Source organism: Pseudomonas sp. HC1(2025) (assembly GCF_058742075.1).
Genome location: NZ_CP196017.1, coordinates 3,578,016 through 3,603,863, shown reverse-complemented (window position 1 = coordinate 3,603,863; position 25,848 = coordinate 3,578,016). Strand labels below are relative to the sequence as shown.

Here is a 25,848-nt window from a genome sequence, read left to right as displayed (position 1 = left end):
GGATCAGAGGGCTTTGTCGAGCAGGGCCAGGAAGCGGTCGACCTCATCTTCGGTATTGAGCAGGCCCGGCGCGGTACGCACCACCGGGCCGACGTCGCGGTTCACCGCGTCGCTGACCACGCGGTTACGCATCAGGTAGGCGGCCACCTTGTCGCTGTCCTGGCCCTTGACCCGGAAGAAGCTGAAACCGGCCGACAGCTGCGGGTTGGCCGGGGTGACCAGCTCGATGTTCGGTCGCGCCTGCAAGCGCTCCTTGAGGTAGGAGTTGAGGCTGTGGATGCGCTGCTGAACCTCGGCCTTGCCCAATTGCAGGTGCAGCTTGAAGGCCTCGTCCAGCGCCCAGCGATGCTCAAAGGCGTGATAGCCGCCGGGGGAGAAGGTGGTGGCGAAATCGGTGTCTTCGGAAAACGTCGGCATGCTCGGGGTGAGGGTGGTCACTTGCTCCGATGCGGCGCACACCAGGCCAGTGCCCCGTGGGCCGAACATCCATTTATGGGTGCCGGCGATAAAGAAGTCGCAGTGCATGTCCGGGAAGGCCAGGTCTTCGACGCCAAAGCCATGCACGCCATCGACCACGTAGAGAATCCGATCCTTTTCTTCGCGCCCCTGGTTGTGGCGCTTGACCAGTTGCCCGATTTCAGCGATCGGCAGCTTCACGCCGCTGCCCGACTGCACCCAGGTCATGCCCAGTACTCGGGTGTTGGGGCGAATGTTGCGCTCGATGGCCGTCAGCACTTCATCGACCGACACGTGGTGGGGGTTGGCGAACAGCTTGATCTTGCGCACCTGGGTGCCGTCACGCTGGGTGCGCAATGCGAGGATGCTGTCGGTGGAAAAGTGCTCGTGCTCGGTGGTGAGGATTTCCTGGTCGGGGCGCACGTGGATGCCGCCGTAGATCATCGCCAGGCCCTCGGTGGTGCTGCCGGTGAGGGCGATCTGGCTGGGTTTGGCTTGCAGGTAGCGGCCGGCCCATTCACGCACCTGGCCTTCGCGTTTCCAGGGTTCCTGCAGGTCCCAGTCCATGGTCAGGCCGGGGTTGCGGTCAAGGGCGGCGCGGTGGCGCTCGATGGCTTCGCGCACGGGCCTTGGGTGCGAGGTGATCAGGAAATTGGAGAAATGGATGTAGTTTGGATCCTGGTCGAACAGTTGGCGCAGGCCGGCCCATTTATCGGCGGGGGCCTTGGTGCTAGCCGCCTGCACGTGCAGGCTGGTCCCCAGCGGCAGGCTGGCGGCGAGGATGCCGGCCTGTTTGAGAAAGGTGCGACGGTCGGTCATGGCGTTTGCTCGCTTGGCAGCACACCAGGCTTGGCAGACTTTTGCACCTGCTCCCACACCCGCAGGAAATTGCCGCCCCACAACTTGGCGATATCGGCTTCGGAGTAGCCGCGGGTGATCAGCTCGGCGGTCACGTTGCGCACTTCACTGACATCGTTCCAGCCCTTGACGCCGCCGCCTTCGTTGAAGTCCGAGGCAATGCCGACGTGGTCGATACCGATCTTGCGCACGGTGTAGTCAATGGCGTCTCCCAGGTCCTTGAGGCTGGCCTTGGGTTCTTCTTCGAGAATGGCGTAGAGCTCGCTGGCGTACTCGCCGAACTTCTGCTCCGGCCAGGCAGCGATGATCGGGTCGCCGGGCATCAGGGCCATCGCCAGGTTGGGCAGGGGTGGCAGGTCGAAACGCGCGCGCAGGGTGTTGAGCTTGTCCTGGATCGGCTGGCTCAACGGGCGCAGATACCCGCCGAAGGCCACCACTTGCACCACGCCGCCACTGTTCTTGATCAGTTGCAGTTCTTTGTCGCTGAGGTTGCGCGGGATATCCACCGAGGCCCTAGGCGCGGAGTGGGAGGCGACCATGGGGGTGCGACTAAGCTGGGCGACTTGCTCAAGGGCGGTGGTCGACATTTGCGAGACGTCGATGATCACGCCCAGGTCGTTCAGGCGCTGCACTGCTTGCTTGCCGATGGCCGAGAGGCCGCCGAGGGCATCCGGCGAATCATTGAAAAACGGCAGCGGGCGCGAGGAGTCGGCCCAGCTGTTGTTGCCGATGTAGCTGAAGCCGAACATGCGCATGCCGCGCGCCGTCCACATGTCCAGCAGGTTCAGATCATTGCCCAGGGGGTAGGCGTTGAGCATGCTGATAAAAATCGCAAACTTGCCCTCGCCATGCAGGCGGCGCAAATCGGCCGGGGTGTAGGCGATGCCCACCTGGTTGGGGAAGTCGCGGACCATGCCGGCGATGATCTTGTAGCGCACCTCTTGCTGGTGCCGGGCTTCGTCGACAAAACCTGCGGTGGGTTTGTGTGGTGCATTGGGGCCATTCCACAGCTCGGGCCAGCCGAAAATCGTCAGCGCCGCCCCCGACAGGCGCCCGCGACTGGCCTTGGCCAGGTCGAACTGGCCGCTGCCGTCCTTGTCTGCTTCATGGCCGGCGGTGCCGAAGTCCAGGGGCACGGTGATATGGCTGTCGAACGACAGCAGGCGGTCCTGCAATTCATTGGCCTGCTTGATCACTTCCAGGGGGTAGCCGGCATTGCCGCCAAACCAGTGATCCCAGGCCAGGCCTGCGCCGGCAGCAATGGCCAGGGCCAAGGGCAGGCCGATGTATAGAGCCTTTTTCGAACGTGGTTTTGTCATTGCCATCTCAGTCGGTTCGCCTTTGAGGTGCAGGCGCAAGGGGCCTTTGCTATCTGGGGAGAACGAGCGCAGGGCCGGGAAATTTAAGCGCGGCCCCTACAGTAAATTTGCCGCCCGGCTAAACGTTCTAGCTTGGATAAAGCCTGCTCCAGGGCTGACACAGGTAGGAACATGACGATTTCTCGACGAGGGTTTATCGCAGGCCTGGCGCTGACCGGCGCCGCCGTACCTGCTGCCTTTTATGCCCATCGCGAGTTGACGCGTGAGGAATTTCCCATCACTCCCGAGGAAGCCACGGTGGACCTGGCGGACACCGCCGGCCAGCAGTTGGCGAACAGCCTGCGCGGGATCTGGAGCCTGCGCCTGGAAGGGCGTGACGCCGGGCTGCAAGGCTTGCCCCTCGACGGTCTGGAACTGTTTCTTGATATTGCACCGCGCGGCCGTGGCGTGCGTGGCTACCTGGACACCGCTGGCCAACTGCGTGGGCAGGGCGAGCCGCGCTATCAGGTGCTGGGTGACCTGGCGCCGGGCGACGCGGCGCTGTTGTACTGGCGCCTGATCGACCGCGACGCGCCGGACGGCATGCCGGCCTATGAATTGACGATGCGCCTGGATGAAGTCTGGGGCAGCTTCGGCAATGCCGGCAGCGGCACCCTCAGCGGGCAGATTCTCAATCTCGACCGGCCCCTGGCGCTGCTGGAGCTGGATAACCGATTTGTCGCCACCAAACAGCTGTTCCCCGAAGCCCGCGAACGCATCGGCCTCAACCCAGCACTGCTGGCATGGTTGATTGCCCCCGAACACCGCCTGTTCCACCAGCTCTGGCACGCCACGCGGGACCAGTGGCACAAGCTCCCCGAGGACAAGCGCAACGCCCTGCGCGGCATCGGTTGGCAGCCCGGGCCACGGGACCAAGAGCGCGACGCCCGTGGCCCGCGCAAGGACCGCAATGGCTCGGGTATCGACTTTTTCTTTATGCATCGGCATATGCTCGGTACGGCGCGCTCCCTGCAGGACTTGCCGTCCTGGCCGCGCTTCCCGCCGCCGCAGCCCGAGCTTGAGCGTGATCGCCAGGGCTTCGCGCGCTACTTTGACAATCACGATGGCTTCGCACTGCCGCCGACCTGGATGGCCAGTGGCGATGAGCAGTACAGCCAGTGGGTCAGTGATATCAAGGCTTGCGAGACCTATCACAGCAACTTCCAGGTGTGGGAGTCGCAGTACCGCGACCCGCGTTACCTGGCCAGGTTGACCCTGGGCCAGTTCGGCTCGGAGGTTGAGCTGGGGCTGCACGATTGGCTGCACATGCGCTGGGCGTCGGTGCCGCGCGACCCTTCCAACGGCGCACCGGTGCCCTTTGCGCGCGATCCAGCGGATTTTTCGGCGCGGTGGTATGAGCCTGAAAATGACTTTTTGGGCGACCCGTTTTCCTCCCATGTGAACCCGGTGTTCTGGCATTTCCACGGTTGGATCGATGACCGGCTGGAGGACTGGTTCCGCGCCCATCAGCGCTTTAATCCGGGTGAGCTGAGCCGCCTGGAGGTCAACGGTGTGCCATGGTTTGCGCCAGGGCGCTGGGTCGAGGTGGGTGATCCATGGCTGGGGCCGGATACCCACGGTTGCAGCACCACCCCGGGATTGCAGATGGGGCGCACGGTGGAGATGGATCCGGAAACCATGAAGCTGGCGTTGCGCATCACCTTCGGCGCTGATGATGACAAGTTGCAGGACTTGTTCCGCAAGGTGCCGAAGCGGCCGTGGTATGCGCGGCATTTGAAGGTCAGGGAGCGGACGGTTTGACCTGTCCGATCAACGTCAAACGGTAGGCGCTGGCTTGCCGGCGATGGCAATGGCGATGGGGCAGGCAACATCGCCGGCAAGCCAGTTCCCACATTAGATCCTCATCGTTAAAGACCAGACGCCTGCCACCCCCCTCCCAGTGCCTTGTACAGCGCAATACTCGCCCCCAGCCGTGCCTGGCGCAGTTGCACGTTCAAATCCTGGGCGGCATACAGCGTGCGCTGGGTTTCCAGTACGGTAAGCAAGTCCTCCGCGCCAGCCTCATAGCGGCTCTGGGCGATACGGAAGGCTGTCTGTGCCTGGTCCAGTTCTTCATGCTGCCACTGGCGCTGTTCGTCCAGTCGGCGAATGCTGCTCAGGGCCTTTTCTACATCGGCAAAGCCATTGATGATCGCGCCGCGATAGGTTTGCAGCAGCTCATCCTGGCGTGCCGTGGCCTTGTCGCGTTCGGCGCTGAGGCGGCCGTTGTTGAAAATCGGTGCGATCAGCCCGCCCGTGAGGTTGTAGAACGGGTTGCGCAGCATATCGCCAGCACGGTTGGCGCCCGAGCCCAGGTTGGCGCTGAGGGTCACGCTGGGCAGCATGGCGGCGCGGGCGACGATGATGTCGGCCTGGGCGGCCGCCAGTTGCGCTTCGGCGCTGGCAATGTCCGGGCGGCGGCTGAGCAGGTCGCTGGGTACGCCGGCGGCGATGCTTGGCCAGCGCAGTTGCTCAAAGGCTTGGGGCGTCAGTTGCAGCGTCTGCACCGGTTGGCCGAGCAGGGCGGCCAGGCTGATCCGTGCGGCTTCGGTCCGCTGGCGTACCTCGGGCAGTTGGCGTTGCTGCGCGGCGACCAGGCTCTTTTGCTGGGCCAGTTCCAGTTGGGTGGCAGAGCCCGCGTCATGCCGGGTCTGTACCAGCTTGAGCACGTTCTGCGCATTGGCCAGGTTGAGCTCGGCGATGCGTTGTTGTTCGTGCAGGGCCAGGAGCTGGGTGTAGGTGGTGGCCACGCCGCTGAGCAGGGTCAATTCCACCGTGGCGCGCTCGAATTCGCTGGCGCGCACCGCCAGTTCAGCACTGTCGCGAGCGGCGCGCTTGCCGCCCCAGAAGTCGATTTCGTAGGTGGCAGTCAGGCTGGCATTGAAATAATCCACCGCGTCATTGTTGTTGTCGGCATCCAGTTCGCTGTAGCCGTTGCCGCGCAGCAGTTTCCGGCGGTTGGCGTTGAGCCCGCCCTTGAGTTCGGGCAGCAGCGGCGCGCCGGCCACCACGGCGCCGGCCTGGGCCTGGCGCACCCGGGCCATGGCGCTGGCCAGGTCGTAGCTGCCGGTGCGGGCCTGTTCGATCAGTTGGTCGAGCTGCGGGCTGGCAAAGGCCTTCCACCATTGCTGGTTGACGTGCAGAGCGTTGGCCTGGCTTGCCGTGTCCCAGGCCGGCGGCGGCTGCAGGCCGCTGGCCGGGCGCTGCGCCGGGCTGCTGCACGCGGCCAGCAGCAGGCTGGCGGCAACGAGGGTCAAGTGCGCTTTCATAGGGCGATCATTCACTGGTAAGGGCCGTGACCGGGTCGAGCCGGGCTGCTTTGCGGGCCGGCATAAAGCCGAAGATGACGCCGGTGACCAGCGCGCAGGCGAAGGCGCCCAGGGCTGCGGGCAGCGAGAAGGCGACGGCCACGCTGCTGAGGATCAGCGCGCCACCGACCAGCAGGGCCAGGCCGATCCCGGCCACCCCGCCGACCACCGTGAGCATCACCGCTTCGGTGAGGAACTGGCGCAGGATGTCGCGCTGCCGGGCGCCAGTGGCCATGCGGATGCCGATTTCCCGGGTGCGTTCGCGCACGGTCATCAGCATGATGTTCATCACGCCGATGCCGCCCACCAGCAGCGAGATGGCGGCAATCGAGCCGAGCATCAGCGACAGAGTGTTTTGGGTCCGGGCCTCGGCCTGGATCATCGCGGCGTTGTTGGTCAGTTCAAAATCCCGCTTGCCGTTGTGCAGGCGCAGCAGCAACTGGTCGATGGCTTTTTCGGCCTCATGCACCTTGCGCGCGTCGGCGGCGGCAATCACCACGTATTCAGGGTTATAGGTGCCGAACAGGCGAATACTCGCGGCAGAGTAGGGGATGGCGATACGGTCGTCGCTGTCCTTGTCGCCGGAGCTGGCGCCTTTTTCGGCAAGCACGCCGATCACCTGGAACGGCACGTTTTCGATCAGGATGTATTGGCCGATAGGGCTGGGCAGGTCCTTGAACAGCTTGTCGCGCACCCGTTTGCCGATCACCGCGACGGTAGCGGCGGCGCGTTCGTCAGCCTCGGTGAAGTAGCTGCCCTCGACCACTGGCCAGTTGAAGATCGTCGGGAAGTTGGTGTCGTTGCCGCCGACATAGGCCATGTGGTCGACATTGCCGAAACGCACCCCGGCCTCCGCGCCATTGACCGGCATGATTCGTTTGACCTGGGGCAGGGCGGCCATGGCGGCGACGTCGTTCATGGTGATAATGCCGGGCGGCGTACGTGGGTTGGGCGCCGAGCCGCTGACATACAGGATGTTGGAGCCAAAGGCGCCCATCTGCGCCATGACCTGGCGTTTGCTGCCTTCGCCCACGGCCAGCATCACCACCACCGAGGCCACGCCGATAATGATCCCCAGCAGGGTCAGGGCCGTGCGGAAGCGGTTGATCCACATGACCCGCCAGGCCGCCTGCACCGCGTCCACCAGTTCAGCCTTCCAGGCGCCGTTGTGCTCGGCGCCGTCGGCCAGGCGTTGGCGCAGGTCCACCGCTTGCAGGGCCTTGGGGTTGGCTTCAGTGGCGGGCTGGTTGTGGGTGTTGGGGGTGTCGCTGATGATCAGGCCGTCGCGGATCTCAATGATGCGCTTGGCCCGCGCCGCCACTTCGCGGTCGTGGGTGATCAGGATCACCACGTGGCCCTGGCTCGCCAGTTCGTCGAGCAGGGTCATGACCTCGGCGCCGCTATGGCTGTCGAGGGCGCCGGTAGGTTCGTCGGCGAGGATGATATGCCCGCCGTTCATCAAGGCCCGGGCAATCGACACCCGTTGCTGCTGGCCGCCGGACAACTGGTGCGGGCGGTTGCCGGTGCGCCCGGCCAGCCCCAGGCGGGTCAGTAGGGCGGCGGCGCGGGTGTGGCGTTCGGCGGCCGGTGTGCCGGCATAGATCGCCGGCATCTCGACGTTTTCCTGGGCCGAGCCGGACGGGATCAGGTGGTAGCCCTGGAACACAAAGCCAAAGGCCTCGCGGCGCAGCCAGGCCAGTTCGTCGGTGTCCAGTTGGGCGACGTTTTCCCCGGCGAACAGGTATTGGCCGACGGTGGGGCGGTCGAGGCAGCCGAGGATATTCATCAGGGTCGACTTGCCTGAGCCGGAGGCCCCGACAATCGCCACGAATTCCCCGGCATGGATCGACAGGTCGATCCCGCGCAGCACATCGACCTGGGGCGCATCACCGCCCCCGTAGGATTTGCGGATGTCCCGAAGTTCGATCAGCGGCGTCAACATTCAGCCTCCGCTGCTGTCGGCGGGGCCGATCAGCAGATGATCGCCTTCGTTCAGGCCGTCGAGGATCTGGATGCGCAGGCGATCGCTGATACCCACCCGCACCTCACGGTCTTCGATGCTGCCGTCCTTGGCCACCACGCGGGCCAGTTGCATGTCGGGGCGGGTGCTGCCCTGCAGGGCAGCGACGGGCGCGGTCAGCGCATCGGTGACGCGGCTGGCGACGAAAAACACCTGGGCGGTCATTTCCGCCATCAGTGCGTTGTCGGCGTTGTCCACATCCAGCAGCACGGTGTACAGCACCACCCGGCCGCTGCCGCTCTTGCTCGAACTGCTGGGGCTGCCGCCGCCCTGGCTGGTTTCGTTGAGGGGCTTGGGCGGCACCGGCAGGATCTGGCGCACGGTGCTGGTCCAGCGCCGGTTGCCACCGCTCAGGGTGGTGAAATAGGCCTGCATGCCCGGTTTGACATGGCCGATATCGGCTTCCGAGACTTCCGCCCACACGGTCATCGGCGACAGGTTGGCAATGCGCAGGATCAGCGGCGTCTGCTGCTGGCTGTTGAGGGTCTGGCCTTCGCGGGCATCCACGGCCACCACGGTGCCGGAGATCGGCGCATAGATGCGCGTGTAGCCCAACTCAGCCTGATCAACCCGCAGCGTGGCCTGGGCCTGGCTGATCTGCGCCTTGAACATATTGATGCGCGCCTGGGTAGCATCCAGTTCAGCCTGGGCGGTTTGCACGTCTTCATCGCGGGTGGCGCCACCGGCGGCCAGGCGTTGCTGGCGCTGGTACTTCTGCTGCGCCAGGCGGTGTTGCGCGTGCTGTTCCTGCAGTTGGGCCTGCAAGTTGGCGATGGAGTAGCGGGTGGCGTCGAGCTTGGCTTGTTGGGTGGCGGGGTCGATCTCTACCAGCAGGTCGCCTTCCTTGACCTGGGCGCCGGCTTCGACGTGAATCTTGCGGATCTGCCCGGAGGCCTGGGCGCCGACATCCACGTAACGCCGCGGTTGCAGGGTGCCGAGGGCGGTCACACTGCTTTCGATATCGCCCCGGTGTACTTGCAGGGTGGCAAATTTATCCCGGCCGGGCGGGATCAGTTGCCAGGCGGCGAACGCGGCCACGGGGATCAGGCAAAGTGCTGCCAGCAGAGCGCGCCGGGTGTGTCGGGGACGGTTCATGCACGGGTTCCAGCCAGGAAAGTTCGGACCGCAGCTCAATCGCCCACAAGGGCAGAGACAGGCGCGGCAAGCTGTCAGGTAAACGAGGTATTTGCCCTGAAATTTAAGTGCTTACACACGCCGTTACAGCTGGGCGAAACGCCAGTATTGGACGTTGTGTGTAGGACTTTTCAAATCTATATGAGAATTACTATAAATTAGACGGCCTCAAACTGCCATCACCGCATTGCCCGCGCCGGCGGCTCCGCGCCTGCCAGGGTGAATCCGGTGCGGGGCTTAAATTTTTTTTCATGGTCCTCGTTTCCTATCAACACATGGCCTGTTGTTCAGCAGGTCGCCCAGGCTTTCCGCCCCATCGCCACGGGGCTTATCCAGAGGACACTGGAATGACACAGGCAATTGCATCGCCCGCGGTTCACGACCTGATCGGTATTGGTTTCGGTCCCTCGAACCTGGCGCTGGCCATCGCCCTGCAAGAGCGCGAGAAAGCCCAGGGTAAGCTCGATGTGCTGTTTCTCGACAAGCAGGCCGACTACCGCTGGCACGGCAATACCCTGGTGAGCCAGAGCGAGCTGCAGATTTCCTTCCTCAAGGACCTGGTGACCCTGCGCAACCCCACCAGCCCGTACTCTTTCGTCAATTACCTCAAGGCCCACGGGCGCCTGGTGGACTTTATCAACCTGGGCACCTTCTACCCGTGCCGCATGGAGTACAACGACTACCTGCGCTGGGTCGCCGGGCAATTTACCGAGCAAAGCCGCTATGGCGAGGAAGTGCTGGCCATCGAGCCGATCCTGCATCAGCAGCAGGTCGAGGCGCTGCGGGTGATCTCCCGCGATGCCCATGGCGAGCAACTGGTGCGCACCGCACGTTCTGTGGTGGTCAGCGCCGGTGGCACGCCACGGATTCCCGAGGCGTTCAAGGCGCTCAAGGATGACGGGCGGGTGTTCCACCATTCCCAGTACCTGGCGCGCATGGCCCAGCAGCCGTGTGTCGAGGGCAAGCCGATGCGCATTGCAATCATCGGCGGTGGGCAGAGCGCGGCCGAAGCGTTTATCGACCTGAACGACAGCTTCCCCTCGGTGCAGGTGGACATCATCCTGCGCGGCTCGGCCCTCAAGCCTGCCGATGACAGCCCGTTCGTCAACGAAGTGTTCTCCCCGGAGTTCACCGACCTGGTGTTCCAGCAGCCCAGCAGCGAGCGCGAACGCCTGGTCAACGAGTACCACAACACCAACTATTCGGTGGTGGACCTGGACCTGATCGAGCGCATCTACGGGATTTTCTACCGGCAGAAAGTCTCCGGCATCGCCCGCCACGCATTCCGCACCCTGACCACCGTGGAAAAAGCCAGCGCCGGGCCCTTGGGCATCGAGTTGCTGGTACGTCACAACGCCACCGGTGAGACCGTGATCAACCACTACGATGCGGTGGTCCTGGCCACAGGTTATGAACGGCAGATGCATCGCCAGTTGCTGGCGCCGCTGGAGGCCTATATGGGTGACTTTGAAGTCAGCCGCGATTACCGCGTGGTCACCGACGAGCGCTGCAAGGCGGGCATCTACATGCAGGGTTTTAGCCAGGCCAGCCATGGCTTGAGCGATACGTTGCTGTCGATCCTGCCGATTCGCGCCGATGAGATTGCTGCCTCGCTGCACGAGCATGACCGACGCCTGGGCCAGGCGCGCTCGGTGCGTGATGTGCTGCTGGCCACCGCGAGCTGACAGCGTTGCAGATCGCTCCCGCGCCCGCGGGAGCGATGCCTGGCTGAACCCTGGCTGAAGAACCCGGCGATTCGCCGCACTGTCACTTTCCTCCCGCAGACTGCGGGCGTAAGCTGCGCCGGTTTTCAACCATAGCGCAGACCTTCGTGAACAGACTTTCGAGTGACAGTTGTCGACCAGGCTTGGCCAGCTGACGCGCATCCCCGTGCCGTTGCCTCGCCGATCAAGCGAGAAGCGGTCTTTGGGTAGCGAACCGTCCTGGTTCCTGCCTGATCCCCCTTTTTTCGACGCTGATTCTGCGGGCAATCAAAGGGAGATTCATCATGCAAGCCCTCAACAATATCAATCTGGATTCCCTGATCGACACCGTGGTCAGCCTCAGCGCGGCTTTCATCCTGGGTGGGCTGATCGGCTTTGAGCGCCAGTTCCGCCAGCGCACGGCGGGGCTGCGCACCAACGTGCTGGTGGCGGTGGGGGCGGCGATCTTTGTCGACATGGCCAACCGCCTGGCCGGGGCCGAAGGGGCGGTGCGGGTGGTGGCGTATGTGGTGTCCGGGATTGGCTTTCTCGGCGCCGGGGTGATCATGCGCGAGGAGGGCAACGTACGCGGGCTCAATACGGCGGCCACGCTGTGGACTTCCGCCGCCGTGGGCGCCTGCGCCGGCGCCGACCTGATCCTCGAGGCGTTCCTGGGTACCTGTTTTGTGCTGGCGGCCAACACCTTGCTGCGGCCGATCGTCAATAACATCAACCGCCAGCCTTTGGATGTGGTGTCGGCGGAGGTCACCAATATCCTCTACGTGATCGCCCGGCGCGCCCAGCAGCAGGCGGTGATGGCCTTGCTCGAATCGGAACTGGCGCGCTGCAACTACCCGGCCAGTGATGTCGACGTACGGCCATTTGGCACTGAGGAGGTGGAAATCGAGGCGACGCTGGCGGCCAACTCGGTCGACGGTGACGAACTGGACGCCCTGGTGGCGCGGATCTCACAGTCGAACCTTGTGGTGCAGGCCTTCTGGAGCCCCAGCACCACCGACTGAAGCAAACCCTGCGTCCCCCAAAAAGCCGCCTCCTGTCATAGGGGGCGGCTTTTTTTATTGAATTTGACTACGCTTTTGGAAGGATTAATCCTACAAGTGCGCCGGATTTTCCCTTCGGGCGAAACATCATTCCGTTGTTAATGTTGCGCCGTTGCACCTAACCAAATTCCGTTGAAACGTTCTGTGTAGACAGTGCCGCTGGTCGGAACTGGTATTTCTCACAGGTACAGGGGTTTCGTGTGATGTGTAAGGGTGTTGGCGCCCCTGAAATGAGTGGTCGCCAATGAAGCAACTAAACAATCGTGGTGTCTTCCCAGGGAGCCGCATGAGCAAAGCGCTAATCGTGGATGATCATCCGTTCATTCGTTCTACCGTCAAATACCTGTTGCGCCAGGAGGGCTTCGAGAAGATTTTCGAAGCTGCCAACGGTGCCGACGCCTTACAGATTGCCAGGGAGGAGCGACCGGACCTGGTCATCCTCGACCTGGCCATGCCCAAGTTGGGCGGGCTGGAGGTCATCAGCCGGATCAAGGCATTGGGCCTGCCCTGTAAAATCCTGGTGCTGACCTCCTATCTGGCAGTGTTCTTTTCCACTCGTTGCATGCGCGCCGGGGCGATGGGCTTTGTCGCGAAAACCGGTGAACTCGATGAGCTGCAAAAAGCCATCAAGGCCGTCATGTCCAACTACAGCTGCTTCCCCAGCCTGCCCACCAGTTCGGTGCGCAAAGACGACTTGCAAACCACTGAACAGCAACTGGTAGAGGCACTTTCCGACCGCGAACTGATGGTGCTGCAAAAGCTCGCCCTGGGCCTGGGGAACAATGAAATCGCCAAGGACATGCTGTTGAGTCACAAGACCATCAGCACCTATAAAACCCGGTTGAAGGAGAAACTGCGCATGTCTTCGGTGGTGCATTTATCCAAGTTCGCCCAGCGCAATCATCTGATCTGAAATGTCGACCTCTCTGGGCAAGTGGCTCGCCGTACTCTGGCTGGCGGGCCTGTCACTCACCGTCAACGTGGCTCTGGGCGAGCCACAGGCTTTGCATCTGTTGGGGCATTCGAGCCTGGAAGCGCCACAGGTGAACCTCAATGAGGCGGACTGGCGCTGGTTGCGCCAGCGCCGCACGTTGGTGATGGGGGTTTCCGCTCCCGACTACGCGCCCTTTGATCTGACGAACAACAACGACGAACTGGAGGGGATTACCGCCGATTATGCGGCGTTGATCGCCCTGGCTCTCAACGTCAAGGTCCAGGTGCAGCGCTATGAGCACCGCGACGAAGCCATCGCCGCCCTCAAGCACGCGGAGGTGGACTTTGTAGGCACGGCCAACGGCTACGAGGCGGCGGACGGCCAGTTGAAGCTGTCGCGCTCCTACGCCAATGACCAGCCGATCCTGGTGACGCGGGTGGGCGATAGCCAGTCGCTGACGGCCGACCTGGACGGCAAGCGCCTGTCCATGCTTTATCACTACATGCAGCCCGGTGCAGTCGCGGCCTTCTACCCCAATGCTTCATTGCATATCTATCCATCGGCCTTCGAGGCGATTGGCGCAGTGGCCTTCGGCCAGGCGGACGTCTACCTGGGCGATGCAATCAGCACCAACTATCTGATCAATAAAAATCATCTCAATAACGTGCGCATGGCGGACTTTTCCAGCCTGGAGGTCAACCCCTTTGCGTTCGCGCTCGCCGGCGACAATGAGCGGCTGCTGCGTATTGTCAATGCGGTGCTGGAGGTGATCCCCGCCAATGAGCAGATGGAGATCCTGCGCCGCTGGAGCGCCGGTAACCTGGGGGTGGTCGGCCGCGAACGCCTGCGCCTGAGCGCCAGTGAGCAGCGCTGGCTGGACAAGCACCCACGGGTCAAGGTTACGGCGCTCGACAAATTCCTGCCGCTGTCATTTTTCAACGACCGTGGGCAGTTCCAGGGCTTGAGTGCCGAGGTACTGGCGCAGGTCAGCTTGCGCACCGGCTTGAAGTTCGACGTGATACGCGGCGGTTCGCTGCCGCGCCAAGTCGAGCAGGTCAGCGAGGGCGACGCGGACATGATCGCGCTGATTACCCCAAGCATGTCCCGGGAGGACAAGATCCGCTTTACCCGGCCTTACCTGAGCAACCCGTTCGTGCTGGTCACCCGCGATGATGAGCGCAGCCCGATCACCATGGAAGATATGACAGGTAAGCGCCTGGCGGTGATTCGCAGCAGCGTACAGCGGGAAATCATCAGCCGGGAATACCCCCAAATCATCCTGGTAGACGTCGACGGCCCCGCCGAGGCCATGGCCCTGGTGGCCAGTGCCGGGGTCGATGCGTCGGTCAATGCGCTGATGATTGCGCGCTACATGATTGCCCATAAATACCGTGATCGCCTGCGTATCACCAGTACCGTGGGCGCGCAGCCAGCGCGTATCGCCTTTGGCGTGGGGCGCGGCCAGTTGGAGCTGTATTCGATCCTGGAAAAGGCACTGCTGAGCATCTCTCCCCAGGAAATGGACGAGTTGACCAACCACTGGCGCAGCGAAGTGGTGATCGACGACAGTTACTGGCTGCGCCACCGCGACACGATTATCCAGGGGTTTGCGCTGGCCGCGCTGCTGTTGGCGCTCACCCTGGGTTGGGCCATTTACCTGCGTAGCCTGATACGCAAGCGCGGCCAGGCCGAGCGCGCGCTGAGCGACCAGATGCGCTTTATGAGCGTGCTGATCGACGGCACGCCGCACCCGATCTATGTGCGCGACCGCATGGGGCGGTTGATGGCGTGCAACAGCGCCTACCTGAATGTATTCGGCTTTTGCCTTGAAGATGTGATCGGCAAGACCGTGGTCGAGACCGACACCGGCAACCAGCCCCAGTCCCAGTCCTACCATGAAGACTACTTGCGCCTGATGGAGCGCGGCGAGCCGCAGATTCACGACCGTGTCCTCAAGGTGCCTGGGGGCGCGACCCTGACCATTTACCACTGGATGCTGCCGTACCGCGACGGTGACGAGAAGGTCGTGGGCATGATTGCCGGCTGGGTCGATGTCAGTGAACGCCAGCGCTTGCTGGGGCAATTGCAGGAGGCCAAGGAGGGTGCCGACGCTGCCAACCGGGCCAAGACCACGTTCCTGGCGACCATGAGCCATGAAATCCGCACGCCGATGAACGCGGTGATCGGCATGATCGAGCTGGCGTTGAAAAATGCCGAGCAGGGGCGGATCGACCATGATGCCCTGGCCGTGGCCTCCGACGCTTCGCGGGGCATGCTGGAATTGATCGGCGATATTCTCGACATTGCGCGCATCGAGTCCGGCCATCTGTCCCTGGCCCTGGAGCCATCGAACCTGCGTGAGTTGCTGGCCTCGGTGGCGCGCATCTTCGAAGGGCTGGCGCGGACCAAGGGCCTGGTGTTGCAGGTGGCACTGGACCCGCTGCTTGACCGGCATGTACTGATCGATCCGTTGCGCTTCAAGCAGGTGGTTTCCAACCTGTTGAGCAACGCCATCAAGTTCACCGCCCAGGGCCATGTGCGCTTGAGCTGCAGTGGCTCGCCTGCGGTTGCCAATGGTTATCTGAGCCTGCGGCTGGTGGTGGAAGACACGGGGGTAGGCATCAGCGTCGAGGACCAGATGCGCCTGTTCAACCCGTTTGTCCAGGGGCGCAATACCGACCAGTCGGCGCGCAGTGGCTCTGGCCTGGGGCTGGTGATCAGCCGCAGCCTGTGTGAAATGATGGGTGGCCAACTGAAGTTGAGCAGTGTGCTGGGGCAGGGCACTCGCGTGGAGGTCACGTTGGCCCTGGCCGTGGCGTCTGCTGCCGCGGCCCATCACGAGCCGGCCGCTCTGGATGCTCCGCCGGCCCATAGGTTGAATATCCTGGTGGTGGATGACTACCCGGCCAATCGCCAATTGCTGACCCGCCAACTGAGCTTCCTGGGGCACCGCATCACTACGGCCGAAGATGGCGTGCAGGGCCTGGAGTACTGGCGGGCCGAGCGCTTCGATGGAGTGATCACCGATTGTAATATGCCACTGAAAAACGGCTATGACCTGGCGCGGGAAATTCGTGCCGACGAGCGTGCCCGTGGCCTGGCGCCTTGCTTGTTGCTGGGGTTTACCGCCAATGCCCAGCCCGAGGAAACCGAGCGTTGCCTGGCGGCGGGGATGGACGGTTGCCTGTTCAAGCCGACTGGCCTCGACGACCTGCATGCGGCGCTGGCTTCGCGTACGGCCCTGCCTTCGGTCAACGAGCCGCAGGCGGCCGAGGCGATCCAGACGATCGATCTGGGCCGCTTGCTGAAGTTGACCGGTGGCGATATAGACGCGATCAGGGAACTGTTGGAGCCGCTGCTCGACAGCCTCGCCGAAGACCGCATGCAACTGCCGGCCTTGCTGCAACAAAACCACTACGCACAGTTGCATGACCTGGCCCACCGGACCAAGGGCGGGGCGCGCCTGGTTGAGGCGCAGGCGTTGGTGAGCGCCTGTGAGGCCCTGGAAGCCGCCTGTGAACAGCGTGATCGGGAGGCGTTGGCCTTGGCGGTGGCTGGCGTGCAAGCAGCCATTGATCAGTTGCATCAGGCCCTGGCGGACTATTGCAACCGGGCATAAGAGTAGGAAGTGCGAGAGTGTTTAGGAGAACTCCTACGTGCAGAGGGAACTACGCTGATTTTGCTATCGAAATATGTCTGAAAAAGTAGGCCGCTCCTTCAAACCACGAGCGCTGCCTGCTCAGGGACCTGCCATGCCCACCAAAGCACTGACCATCCTGATCGCTGATGAACAGCACCTGCAACGCTTGCACCTCGAGAAAATGCTCAACCAACTGGGTTACTACCGGATCGTCCCGGTGCAGACCTTCGATGAAGTGCTGATCCTGACCGATATTCCAGCCGAGCCATTCGATGTGCTGATTATCCATGCGGGCCTGGCCGCCAGCGCGGGTGACGCACTGGCGTTCCAGCAGGTGCGCCATGTGCTGGTCTATGACGACCAGCACAGCGGGGCGCCAGCCTCCCAGGCGATGATGCGTTTGCCGGGGTCGCCCGACAGCCTCACCCTGGAGCACTTCATGGGCATCATCGACCCGCCGTCACCGGCCAGCGGCTTGCGGGTCTTGCCGTGGCTGCGGGAGTTGGCGCGCAGCCCGGCGGTTTAGCTCAGTCCCACTGCGGCGCAATGCCCTTGGGGCTGGTCAGGCGCTGACCGCGCTCAAGGCCTGCGATCTGCGCCATATCGGCTTCGCTCAAGGTCAGTTGCACGGCCTTGAGGTTGCTCTGCAGGTTGGCGCGTTGGGTCGAGGACGGAATCACCGCGTACCCCAGTTGCATGGCCCAGGCCAGGGCCACCTGTGCCGGTGTGGCCTGGTTACGCTCGGCAATCGCCTGGATCACCGGGTCTTTGAGCACCTCGCCGTAGGCCAGGGTCATGTACGAGGTAATCTGGATGCCGTGGCGCGTGGCGAAATCCACCACCTTGCGGTTTTGCAGGTATGGGTGCAGCTCGATCTGGTTGGTGGCGATATTCTCGGCGCCGACGGCGGCGATGGCTTGTTCCATCAGTGCCACGGTGAAGTTGGAAATGCCGATCTGCCGGGTCAGGCCCTGGCGCTTGGCTTCGAGCAACTGCCCCATGAACTGGGCGACGGGCACCTGGTTTTCCGGCGACGGCCAATGGATCAGGGTCAGGTCCAGGTAGTCGGTCTTGAGCTTGCGCAGGCTTTCCTTGAGGCTGGGGATCAACTGGCCTTCGGCAAAATTGGCGATCCAGATCTTGCTGGTGATGAACAGCTCATCGCGGGGGATACCGCTGTCAGCGATAGCCTGGCCGACCTCGGCTTCGTTCTCGTAGATCTGCGCGGTATCGATGACCCGGTAGCCCAAGCCCAGGCCAGTGCTGACGGAATCGATGACCACCTGGCCTTGCAGGCGGAAAGTGCCAAGGCCGAATGCGGGAATAGACATGAGTGACTCCTGTGATGGCGTGAACAATGGCCTCGAGTATCTGCCCGGGGCCCCCGGGGAAACACCCACGATTGTTCAAATGACTCTTGACCACAAGTCACGAGTCGCCGGCAAGCCCGCTCCTACAGGGTGTTGAGCTGGCGCGCCAGGTCCAGCACCACTTTGCCGCTGCCGACAGTGGGCACCAGGTGGGTAAACGGGATATCGATCATGCGGTTTTCCCGCACCGCCCGCAGGCGCGACAGCACCGGGTCGCGGGTCAGCAACTGGCGTTTACGGCTGGCCGGGGACCATACGGCATCGGCCAGCAGGATCACATCCGGGTCGCTCATCAATAACGTCTCACTGCTGACCGTGACCCGGTATTGATTGATCCCGGCCAACAGGTTGCGCGCGCCGGCGGCGGCCAGCAGGGCAGTGACGAAACCTTGCTGTCCTTCGCTGTCCAGGCCGTTGACTTCACTGTCGAGGTAAAACACCGACAAGGGTGTTGCCGGCTTGGCCAGTGCCCGGGCGCTGGCCAGGTCGGCGTCCAGGGCGGCAATCAGCTCGCGGGCGCGCTGCGGCTTATGCAGCAGCTTGCCCAGGGTTTGCAGGTCTGTGCGGATATGCCCGAAATAATCCAGGGAGTGCCCGGCACAGGCCGATTCCAGCAGATACGAAGCCACGCCATTGCCCGCCAGCCCGGTGCGCGAGGTGATGCCGTCGCCAAAAGCCGTGGCAAACCCGCCCACCACCAGGTCCGGCCTCTGCCCATACAGCACCTCGCTGGCCGGGTAGCGCGGGGCAATCACCGGCACCCCCAAATACTTGCCCTGCTTATGCGCGACGCCGTTGTCATCCAGGTACGCCACACCCACCAGCGCCGGGCCGGCGTCCAGGGCCAGCAGCATATCGGCAGCGTGTTGGTTGAGGGCGACAATCCGCGCCGGCGGTGCATGGGGCAGTTGCCAATCCTGCTGGCAGTTGCGGTAGTCGTGCGCAATGGCCGAGGCACTGCACAACAGGGCGATGGCAACGCCTGCCAAACGTTTCATGGATGCTCCCGGATCAACAGTTCCTCGACCACCTCGCCGCCCACCAGGTGCACATCCACCAGGCGCACGGCATCGGCCTTGCTGTGCACCCCATACCAGCAGCGCTGCGGGTACACCGTGAGCACTGGCCCCAGGTTGCAGGGGAACTGGCAATGGGTGCGCGTCAGCAGCACACCGCCAGGCACTTCGATGTGCTGGTGCTCCAAAAGGCGCCGGCGCAGGGTTTTCCACAGTTGCAGGGCGCCACGCTGGGTGCAGCGCGGGCCGGTGCACAGCAGCACATGGTGGGCATGCTCGGGGATACGGGACCAGTCGGGGTGGGTGTCCACCCCGTCGATTTGCGTGATTTCAGTCATCAGAAGCGATACGTGTAACGCACCTCCGTGGTGAACGGCCGGCCCAGGTTGTCGACATTGCTGGAGCGGCTGGTGACGTAGTCGCGGTCGAACAGGTTTTCTACCAGCAGGCTCACGCGGTGTTGATGGGCAGGGTCGAGGTAGCGATAGGCGTCGGCGTCCACCACCGAATAGTGGCCGTATTCGACTCTTTTCGAGCTGATCACATCGTGGATATAGCGGATCGCCGCGCCGGCGCCCCACAGGCGGTTCTGCGACTCGAAACCCACCCGCGAGCGGGCAAAGAAGCTCGGCACGTCATTGAGGGTGACCCCGGCGCGCGATTCGGTCAGGTTGCGGGTCATGTCCGCCTGCAAGCTCCACTGGTCGTTGAGCGCCAGCTTGGCGTCGGCCTCGAAACCGCGCACCTGGATCTGCCCCTGGCCGTTGACCCAGTGGCTATCGTCGAGGGTGATCAGGTCGGTGATCTTGCGCTTGAACAGGGTCACGCTGGCACTGAATTCACGGTCGGCCAGCAGGCCCTTGTAGTCCAGGCCCAGCTCGGCGTTACGGCTTCTTTCCGGCTTGAGGTTGCGGTTGCCCAACTCGTCGCCGGGTTCATTGACGAACAATTGCTCGGCATTCGGCAGCTTGTAGGCCGTGCCGTACTGGCCGCGCAGGGCCCAGTTGGGGTTGAGGTCATAGAGCGAGGTGAGCATGCCGACGGTGGCACTGTCGCCGCCGCTCATGGTTTCGTGGCGCACGCCGATGCTCGGATGCCAGTCGGGCAGGGCGTCGATCTGCGGGCGCAGCTGGGTGTACAGGGCGTGGGCCTGGGCCTTGTTGTTGTCGATCACCAGCACGTCGTCCTGGCCCTTGAACCACTGGTTATCCGAGCCGAACACCAGCACATGGCCGCCCGTAAGCTCAGCCTTGCCTTCGGCCTGCACGCCCCAGTCGGTAAAGCCCCAGTAGTCATTGTGGTTGCGCACCACGGTGCCGCCGTCGGCGGTGTTGTTGACCCGTGAGTAGCGAGTGTCCCAGTCGTTGATATGGCCCTTGACGAAGTAACTCAGCCGCTCGTTGATGTTTTGCTCGAAGGTCGCCGTGGCAATCTGCTGCACACGGTCGTTGGTGGTCTTGCGGTTGTTGGTGGCGCCGGCAAAGTCCAGGTTGGCATCGGAGTACTGGTAGAACAGTTCCAGGCGCGAGTCATCGCTAAAAGACTGGATGGCCTTGGCGCCGAGGGTGGTGACTTCGTAGGAGCGTTTCTTGTCGGTGACGTTGCTCATGTCGCGGTTGCGAAAGGGCTGGTAGCCCTCGGACACGTTATGGCTGACATAGGCCAGCAGGCCCAGGTCGCCCAGGCCATTGGTGAAAATCCGCTCGGCCCGGGCATCACCCGTGGTGCCGCCAAAGGTATCGACGCCCAGGTTGGTTTCGCCGGACACCTCACGGGTCTGCGGGCTGCGCGTGACGATATTGATCACGCCCGCCACGGCCTGGGTGCCGAACAACAGGCTCTGGCCACCCTTGAGCACTTCGATGCGCTCCACGGCGTTGGCCGGCAGGGTGTCCAGGTACAGGCCCCCGTACAGGCGGTTGTTCAGGCGTACGCCGTCGAGCAGGATCAGCGTGTCGTCGTTGCGCCCGCCCAGCAGGGAATAGGTGCCGTAGTCGAACGGGCCGTTTTTCGGCGCGACGTAGAAACCGGGGATAAACATCTGCATCGCCCGCGTGATATCGGCGCTGGGGCCGGCGCGTTCGATCTGGGCGCGGGTGACGATCTCGACCTTGCTGCCGTATTGGGCCATGTCGGCCACGGTGGTGGACTCCACCGACGGTGCCAGAATGGTCTGCGGCTTGAGTTCCAGGGCGCTGTTGTCAGCCAGTAGCAGGGGGCTGAACAGGCAACCCAACAGCAGGGTTGGGCCAGAAGTGACGTAACGTTGAAAAATCATAGTCTTCTCGAAAGTATCTTCGCAGAAGCACGCAGGAGAAAGTATCGAGCACACGCCAATACCGGCCCATGCCCGCCCACCGCAGGATTTTGCCAAACACACATTCCAGGCCGGTCTCCGGGCTCTCGCGTATCGAACCCTTCACCTTCCCATGGCGCTCTGGCCACAGTGGTGTGTCGAAGGGGTCACGCGAATACCGTTGCGGGGGCAGCACCGGACTTGCTCGAACGAGCGTACCGGTTTCCCGTTTCACCTCATGCACGGCGGCATGCGGCACCTGAAACAGGGCCGCATCTGAACATTCGCCGGACCGTTCGTCAATGTGCCGAACCGATTGCGCAGCGCCGCGTGCTTGCCTGGGCTCAGCGATTGGCCGCTCGAGGCGGGTAGTGGACGGGGTAGTAGGAGAACAGCAGGTACTCCAGCGGGTTACGGATCATGGAGATGTCCGTACGATCCTTGACGGTTTCCACGCTGTCGTACTGCGCATAGGTGTCACTCACCAGTTTGGGCCCGTCGTGCGGCCCGTGCATCTGGATGCCGGTCTTGAACTCGGCAGTCACCAGTTCGGGGCTGGGAGTTACGGTCACCGTGCCGACAAAGGCCTTTACCGGCTTGTTGATCAAGCGCTGGAACTGGGCGGCAAAGGAGTTTTCGGCGCCATTGCCGGAGTAGCACACCAGCAGGCGCACGTTGTCGAACTGGCTGGGGTCGATGCCTTTGGCCAGCAGGTGGGCGTGCAGTTGTTCGGGGGTGTGTTCGGCGCCGTCATAGAGGATGGTTGAGCTGGCGCCGGTCAGGCGCTCGGTGACGCTCAGGTCGCGGCCATGGGCGTTGATATTGAGCCGGGGTTTGCCTTTGTATTGGTCTTCAAAGGTAAAGAGGTTGCCTTTGACCAGTTGCATCTTTTCCATCGTGCCCTTCATGACCTGCAGGCGCCGGACCTTCTGGCCATTGGGGGCCTCGACAATGCTGTTGCGGCTGGCGCTCACGGGGGCGCCGACTCGCCTGGCCGCAGGCCGCGCGGGCGTCTGGAGTAACAGCATTGCCAGGTTGACCAACAAGTCGGCCATGGCCGGGGCTTTGTTGCCGGTATCGTCATCGGCCAGGGTCTGTAGGTCACTGAGAATGCCCTGGAACTGCAACGCCACGCCGATGGCCGCGCCCGGCCCGCGCAGTGCGGGCAGCACGGCGTTGAGCAGCAGATAACCGCCCTCTTTGAGCGTGGCCCAGCGGCTTTCGTCATCGGAGACCGACTGTTGTTCGGCAATGCTGGTCAGGCCCAAGGCATTGGCGTCGTACAGGTGGTTCATCAGTTGCCCGGTTTGCAGCTTCTCTTTGAGTGTATTGGCCGCCTCGTAACCGCCGGCGGCCAGCTTGGGCTCGGCAGGCACGGTCTCACCGTCGCCCACGCCAAAAATGCTGGTGGTCTGGAGGCTGGGCTCCTTGAAACTCCAGGCCTTGTAGTACGCCCGGGTCGCGTCATCGGGCAACCAGGCCAGGATGTCTTTTTGCAGGCGGCCTGGTTGCTGGATGGCTTGGAGCAATGCCTGGCGCGTCGGAAATTGCATCAGCGGCGCATCGGCGATCAGCGGGCGGTAGAGGATATGCGGGCCCTTGGCACTGTCCTCGGGTTCGATCAGGTACATATTGTCGACCACATCGGGGCTCTTGCCGGGGCCCGGCACGAATGCCAGTGGGCGGATTACGATCTCCTGGCCGTCGACGCGCTTGGTGCCGGGGTCGAGGATGGCCTGGATGTAGCTCAAGCCAGTGGTATCGACACCGGATTGTTTGTTGACGGCCAACTCCAGGGCCTTTATTTGCAGCTCTACTGGCACTTGCTCGGCAAACAGGGCCAGGCGTTCGGCCTTTTTGGTGCGCTCGTCTTGCAGTTCACGTTTGAGCAACAGCGGGTACTTCTTGCCGACGTCGGCGTCCTCGATCAGCTTCTGCAGGACACCATCCTTTTCAAGTTCGGTGACGCGGGTGTTGCCCGGCTTGAGGTAGACCTCCACGTCTCGACTGGGCAGGCCCGAGAGGTTGCGCAGCAGGGCGTCGGTGAGGCTCATGGACTCGCGATGAATGCCGCCGCTGATCACACCACCGGGCGAGGTGCCGCCCACCGCAACCTTGAACACCACCTGCAGATCCTTGGCGGGATGGTTCACCGCCTTGAGGTTATCGAAAGTCTGTTCGGCAAAGGGGCGGATATCGGGAATGTCGCTGTTGTAGGTGCGGCCCTTGTTGCGCTGGTGGATGCTTGCCAACTGCAGGCTCAGGTCATGCAACACAAAACGTTCGGCCTCGCTGGCGTTGTTGACCCAGCCCGGCATTTTGCGTGTGGGCCGCTCGCCCGCCACCGCGCCGTAGGCCGGGCTGCTGCTGAGCACGTCACCCAGGCCCTGTTCGATGAGGGTCTGTGCCTGGGCGACGAACGGATCTGCGTCGATTTTCTTCAAGGTGTTCAGGCGCCCCGTGCCTGGGGCTTGTTGGCTGAGGTGTTGCGCCCGGGCGGCGTCGAACGCGGCGTAGGAGTCATAGGGGGTGACGGTGCCGTTTGGCGCGCACAGCAACAGGATCAAACGCTCGCCGATATGGCGTTGCACCAGTAGGTTGGGGGAGGCGGTTTCGCTGGCGTCCGGGTGTTGCCGTGTAACGCTGCCAAGGGCAAATACGGTGATGTCACTGTTGGCGGCGGGAGGTGGGCGTGTCACCAGTTGGTCCAGGGTTTCGCGTTGCGCGTCATCCAGCCCCGGCTGTTTGAGCCCGGCCAGGCGCAGATTGTTGCGCAACAACTCACTGACCAGCGCCTGCCGATCGCCGGCGAATGGCCCGGCCGCGGTGCTGAACGCCGGTTGTGCCCAGTAGCTGCGCAGGTCGCTGGCCATGGCCTCGCTCAACTGCGTGGGCAGCGCGTGCAGGGCGGCTTCAACGGCTTTCAGATTGATCGGCAGGGGCGTGTCGGGGGTGTTGCCCGTATGGGCGAGCAGGTCCGGGCGGGTGTCGACCAACTTGCTGTTGTCGGGAAAGCTCGGCGCGTCCTCGCCGCTCAGGTAGTTCAAGGCCACGGCCGTGAGGGAGCTGCGCCGGAAGTGCCCCGGGTTGGCCGGGTCGGGCTCGGCGTAAGCGATCTGGTTGATATCGAAGTCCAGGCCGGGAGAGACCTTCTTAATGGCCTCGGTGAGCAGTCGTTGCACAACCGAACGCACATCGGGTTGGCCGTCAAATTGGCGGCGAACGGTCTCGGTTGTCGGGTTGAGGGCCTTGGCAGGCCCGGCCGCAGTGGCACTGGTTGCCTGGTCGAGGCGTTCAATCGCAAGGCGCCGTTTTTGCTGGAGGGCGCGTGTGGGGGCAGTGTCCGTGGGGCTACTTGCGCTTAACGCCGGGAAACCACTGCGGTTGAGTACCGCGCAGCGCTTGAGGGTTTCCAGCAATGTGCCGTCTGCGGGTGTTTCACCATAGAAGTTCAAGATGTCCTGGAAACGGACCGCGTTGTAGTGCGGGTGACGGACCCTGTCTGTCGACCCTGCGGCCAGGTTCCGGGCCTGCGCGACGATGTCGGCCGCGACGGCTGACCAGCCGGAGTCGTCGCTCAGGGTGAAGCGTTTTTCGAGCATCACCCCATTGGGATCGGTGACCTGGCAGACCAGATCGCCGGTTTGCGGGGCAATGCTGACACTGGGCAGGTCAAGTTTGTGCTGTTGCGCAAAGCGCAAAAAAGCCTCGGCGTTCAACGCCTGTTCGAACGCCTGGCGGGTTTGGCCCATCGTCGAGAACGTTGGCAGCCGGCCTATGCTCCCCCCGGATGTTCCGTGCCCAGGCAGCCGGGTTTCGGGGTGCCCGGAGCTCAGGTCGCTGCTGCACAGCCTGGCCAGAAACAGATCGCCTGCGCTGATTTTTTCCAATGAGCTCTGCTGGGGCAACGACGGGCTCTGATCGCGGGCCGCAACGGAGTCGATCGCATCCCGCTGCAGTTGCTTGGCGTGTTGGTGCTCGGTGCGGTTGTAGCGCGGCTGCTCAGAGCCTGGGTAAACCAGGGCGGCAAAGCCATGTTCGGTCTGTAGGCGGCCAATATAGGTGAGGGTGTCGGCCTTGGTATTGGCGAAGGAGTCCCCGTAGAAGTCGCTTACCACGTTGGATGACGCGCTGTGTTCACCGGCGTATTCAAACGACTGTGCAAGTGTCGGGGCCAGCACCCGCGCAGCCGCTAAAACGTCGGCGGATGCCTGGTCCCAGCCGCTGTCGTACGAGGTAAACGTGGCCGGTTTGTCGTTGACGGTGCAGTCCAGCCACCCCGACCTGGGGTTGAACGTAAAGCGTGAGGTGTCGATATGGTGTTCTTTGGCAAATGTCGCAAATGGCTCGCTATTCACGGCTTGAGTGAGGCGCGACCAGGCCTGGCCGAAGGTCGAGTCGGCGGGAATAGCGTCCACCTGCCTGGCGCTGGGGCTGTCTTGCCCGCCAGGCTCAAGGGAAATGACCCGGCTCATCAAGGTGGCGGCCAACAGGCACGCCAGGTCGCTATCGGCTTGCCTGACCAATGACCGGGCTTGTTGCTGGGCGTCGAGGCTGATAAACGGCACCCTTCCTAGGGGTGTCGCATCGCTGGGTTGCGCGGGTGCCGGTTGCACGCTTGGGTAGGTGCCCGCAGGGGCGAGGGCGGGGCGGGAGTCGGTCAGTCTCATGGGCATTCCTTGGACAATAGGGGA

Annotated in this window: 16 protein-coding genes and 1 riboswitch; of the genes, 6 read left to right on the top strand and 10 right to left on the bottom strand. The window is 63.2% G+C overall.

Translation table 11 applies throughout. From position 1 onward, the window contains the following. Positions 1-3: 3 nt before the first annotated feature. Both pvdN and pvdM read right to left on the bottom strand, forming a co-directional pair. Entirely contained in the window at positions 4-1,275 is a 1,272-nt protein-coding gene (gene pvdN / locus ACSSVH_RS16020) for a pyoverdine-tailoring periplasmic protein PvdN (RefSeq protein WP_170043717.1), read from the bottom strand. After that, complete coding sequence (gene pvdM, locus ACSSVH_RS16015; protein WP_169954763.1) at positions 1,272-2,633, bottom strand: pyoverdine-tailoring dipeptidase-like protein PvdM; 1,362 nt, start codon at positions 2,631-2,633, stop codon at positions 1,272-1,274. The genes pvdN and pvdM overlap by 4 nt, the downstream gene beginning before the upstream one ends. Before the next feature lie 171 nt (positions 2,634-2,804). On the opposite strand from pvdM, the gene pvdP reads away from it, so the two are divergent. After that, a complete protein-coding gene (gene pvdP, locus ACSSVH_RS16010; protein ID WP_492633456.1) occupies positions 2,805-4,433 on the top strand; it encodes a pyoverdine maturation tyrosinase PvdP in 1,629 nt (542 codons plus the stop codon). 107 nt (positions 4,434-4,540) lie between these two features. Here pvdP and ACSSVH_RS16005 read toward each other — a convergent pair whose 3' ends face one another. Genes ACSSVH_RS16005 through ACSSVH_RS15995 form a run of 3 tightly spaced genes read right to left on the bottom strand, consistent with a single transcriptional unit; the run spans position 4,541 to position 9,095 of the window. Next, positions 4,541-5,941, bottom strand: a complete 1,401-nt coding sequence (locus tag ACSSVH_RS16005) for an efflux transporter outer membrane subunit (RefSeq protein WP_169954761.1) — start codon at positions 5,939-5,941, stop codon at positions 4,541-4,543. A 7-nt stretch (positions 5,942-5,948) separates the two neighbouring features. Then, positions 5,949-7,922 (bottom strand): MacB family efflux pump subunit, encoded by a 1,974-nt coding sequence (locus ACSSVH_RS16000; RefSeq protein ID WP_492633455.1) that lies wholly within the window; start codon positions 7,920-7,922, stop codon positions 5,949-5,951. Next, on the bottom strand, positions 7,923-9,095 hold the full coding sequence (locus ACSSVH_RS15995) for an efflux RND transporter periplasmic adaptor subunit (protein ID WP_432754366.1): 1,173 nt from the start codon (positions 9,093-9,095) through the stop codon (positions 7,923-7,925). 386 nt (positions 9,096-9,481) lie between these two features. Between ACSSVH_RS15995 and ACSSVH_RS15990 the strand changes: the two genes are divergently transcribed. The 5 genes from ACSSVH_RS15990 to ACSSVH_RS15970 all read left to right on the top strand — a co-directional run bounded on the left by ACSSVH_RS15990 (position 9,482) and on the right by ACSSVH_RS15970 (position 16,998). Then, positions 9,482-10,819, top strand: a complete 1,338-nt coding sequence (locus tag ACSSVH_RS15990; RefSeq protein WP_492633454.1) for a lysine N(6)-hydroxylase/L-ornithine N(5)-oxygenase family protein — start codon at positions 9,482-9,484, stop codon at positions 10,817-10,819. 323 nt (positions 10,820-11,142) lie between these two features. Further along, positions 11,143-11,859, top strand: coding sequence for an MgtC/SapB family protein (locus ACSSVH_RS15985; RefSeq protein ID WP_169954757.1), 717 nt, complete (start codon positions 11,143-11,145; stop codon positions 11,857-11,859). Positions 11,860-12,184: 325 nt separating this feature from the next. After that, the gene (locus ACSSVH_RS15980; protein WP_169954756.1) at positions 12,185-12,811 is read left to right on the top strand and encodes a response regulator transcription factor; all 627 of its coding nucleotides are present in this window, start codon (positions 12,185-12,187) and stop codon (positions 12,809-12,811) included. Position 12,812: 1 nt separating this feature from the next. After that, a complete protein-coding gene (locus ACSSVH_RS15975; RefSeq protein ID WP_492633453.1) occupies positions 12,813-16,451 on the top strand; it encodes a transporter substrate-binding domain-containing protein in 3,639 nt (1,212 codons plus the stop codon). A gap of 133 nt (positions 16,452-16,584) precedes the next feature. Further along, entirely contained in the window at positions 16,585-16,998 is a 414-nt protein-coding gene (locus tag ACSSVH_RS15970) for an ANTAR domain-containing protein (protein WP_169954754.1), read from the top strand. A 1-nt stretch (position 16,999) separates the two neighbouring features. Here the strand turns inward: ACSSVH_RS15970 and dkgB are convergent, their stop codons facing one another. The 5 genes from dkgB to ACSSVH_RS15945 form a co-directional block, all read right to left on the bottom strand. After that, positions 17,000-17,803, bottom strand: coding sequence for a 2,5-didehydrogluconate reductase DkgB (gene dkgB / locus ACSSVH_RS15965; protein ID WP_170058417.1), 804 nt, complete (start codon positions 17,801-17,803; stop codon positions 17,000-17,002). A gap of 122 nt (positions 17,804-17,925) precedes the next feature. Continuing rightward, positions 17,926-18,840, bottom strand: a complete 915-nt coding sequence (locus ACSSVH_RS15960; RefSeq protein ID WP_492633452.1) for an ABC transporter substrate-binding protein — start codon at positions 18,838-18,840, stop codon at positions 17,926-17,928. Beyond that, positions 18,837-19,196: a (2Fe-2S) ferredoxin domain-containing protein gene (locus ACSSVH_RS15955; protein WP_169954751.1), complete on the bottom strand. Its 360-nt coding sequence runs from the start codon at positions 19,194-19,196 to the stop codon at positions 18,837-18,839. Before ACSSVH_RS15955 ends, ACSSVH_RS15960 begins: the two co-directional genes overlap by 4 nt. Next, positions 19,196-21,136: a TonB-dependent receptor plug domain-containing protein gene (locus tag ACSSVH_RS15950; protein WP_492633451.1), complete on the bottom strand. Its 1,941-nt coding sequence runs from the start codon at positions 21,134-21,136 to the stop codon at positions 19,196-19,198. Before ACSSVH_RS15950 ends, ACSSVH_RS15955 begins: the two co-directional genes overlap by 1 nt. A gap of 91 nt (positions 21,137-21,227) precedes the next feature. After that, a riboswitch (cobalamin riboswitch) is annotated at positions 21,228-21,432 on the bottom strand. A 66-nt stretch (positions 21,433-21,498) separates the two neighbouring features. Continuing rightward, positions 21,499-25,824: a dermonecrotic toxin domain-containing protein gene (locus ACSSVH_RS15945; RefSeq protein ID WP_492633450.1), complete on the bottom strand. Its 4,326-nt coding sequence runs from the start codon at positions 25,822-25,824 to the stop codon at positions 21,499-21,501. Positions 25,825-25,848: the final 24 nt, after the last annotated feature.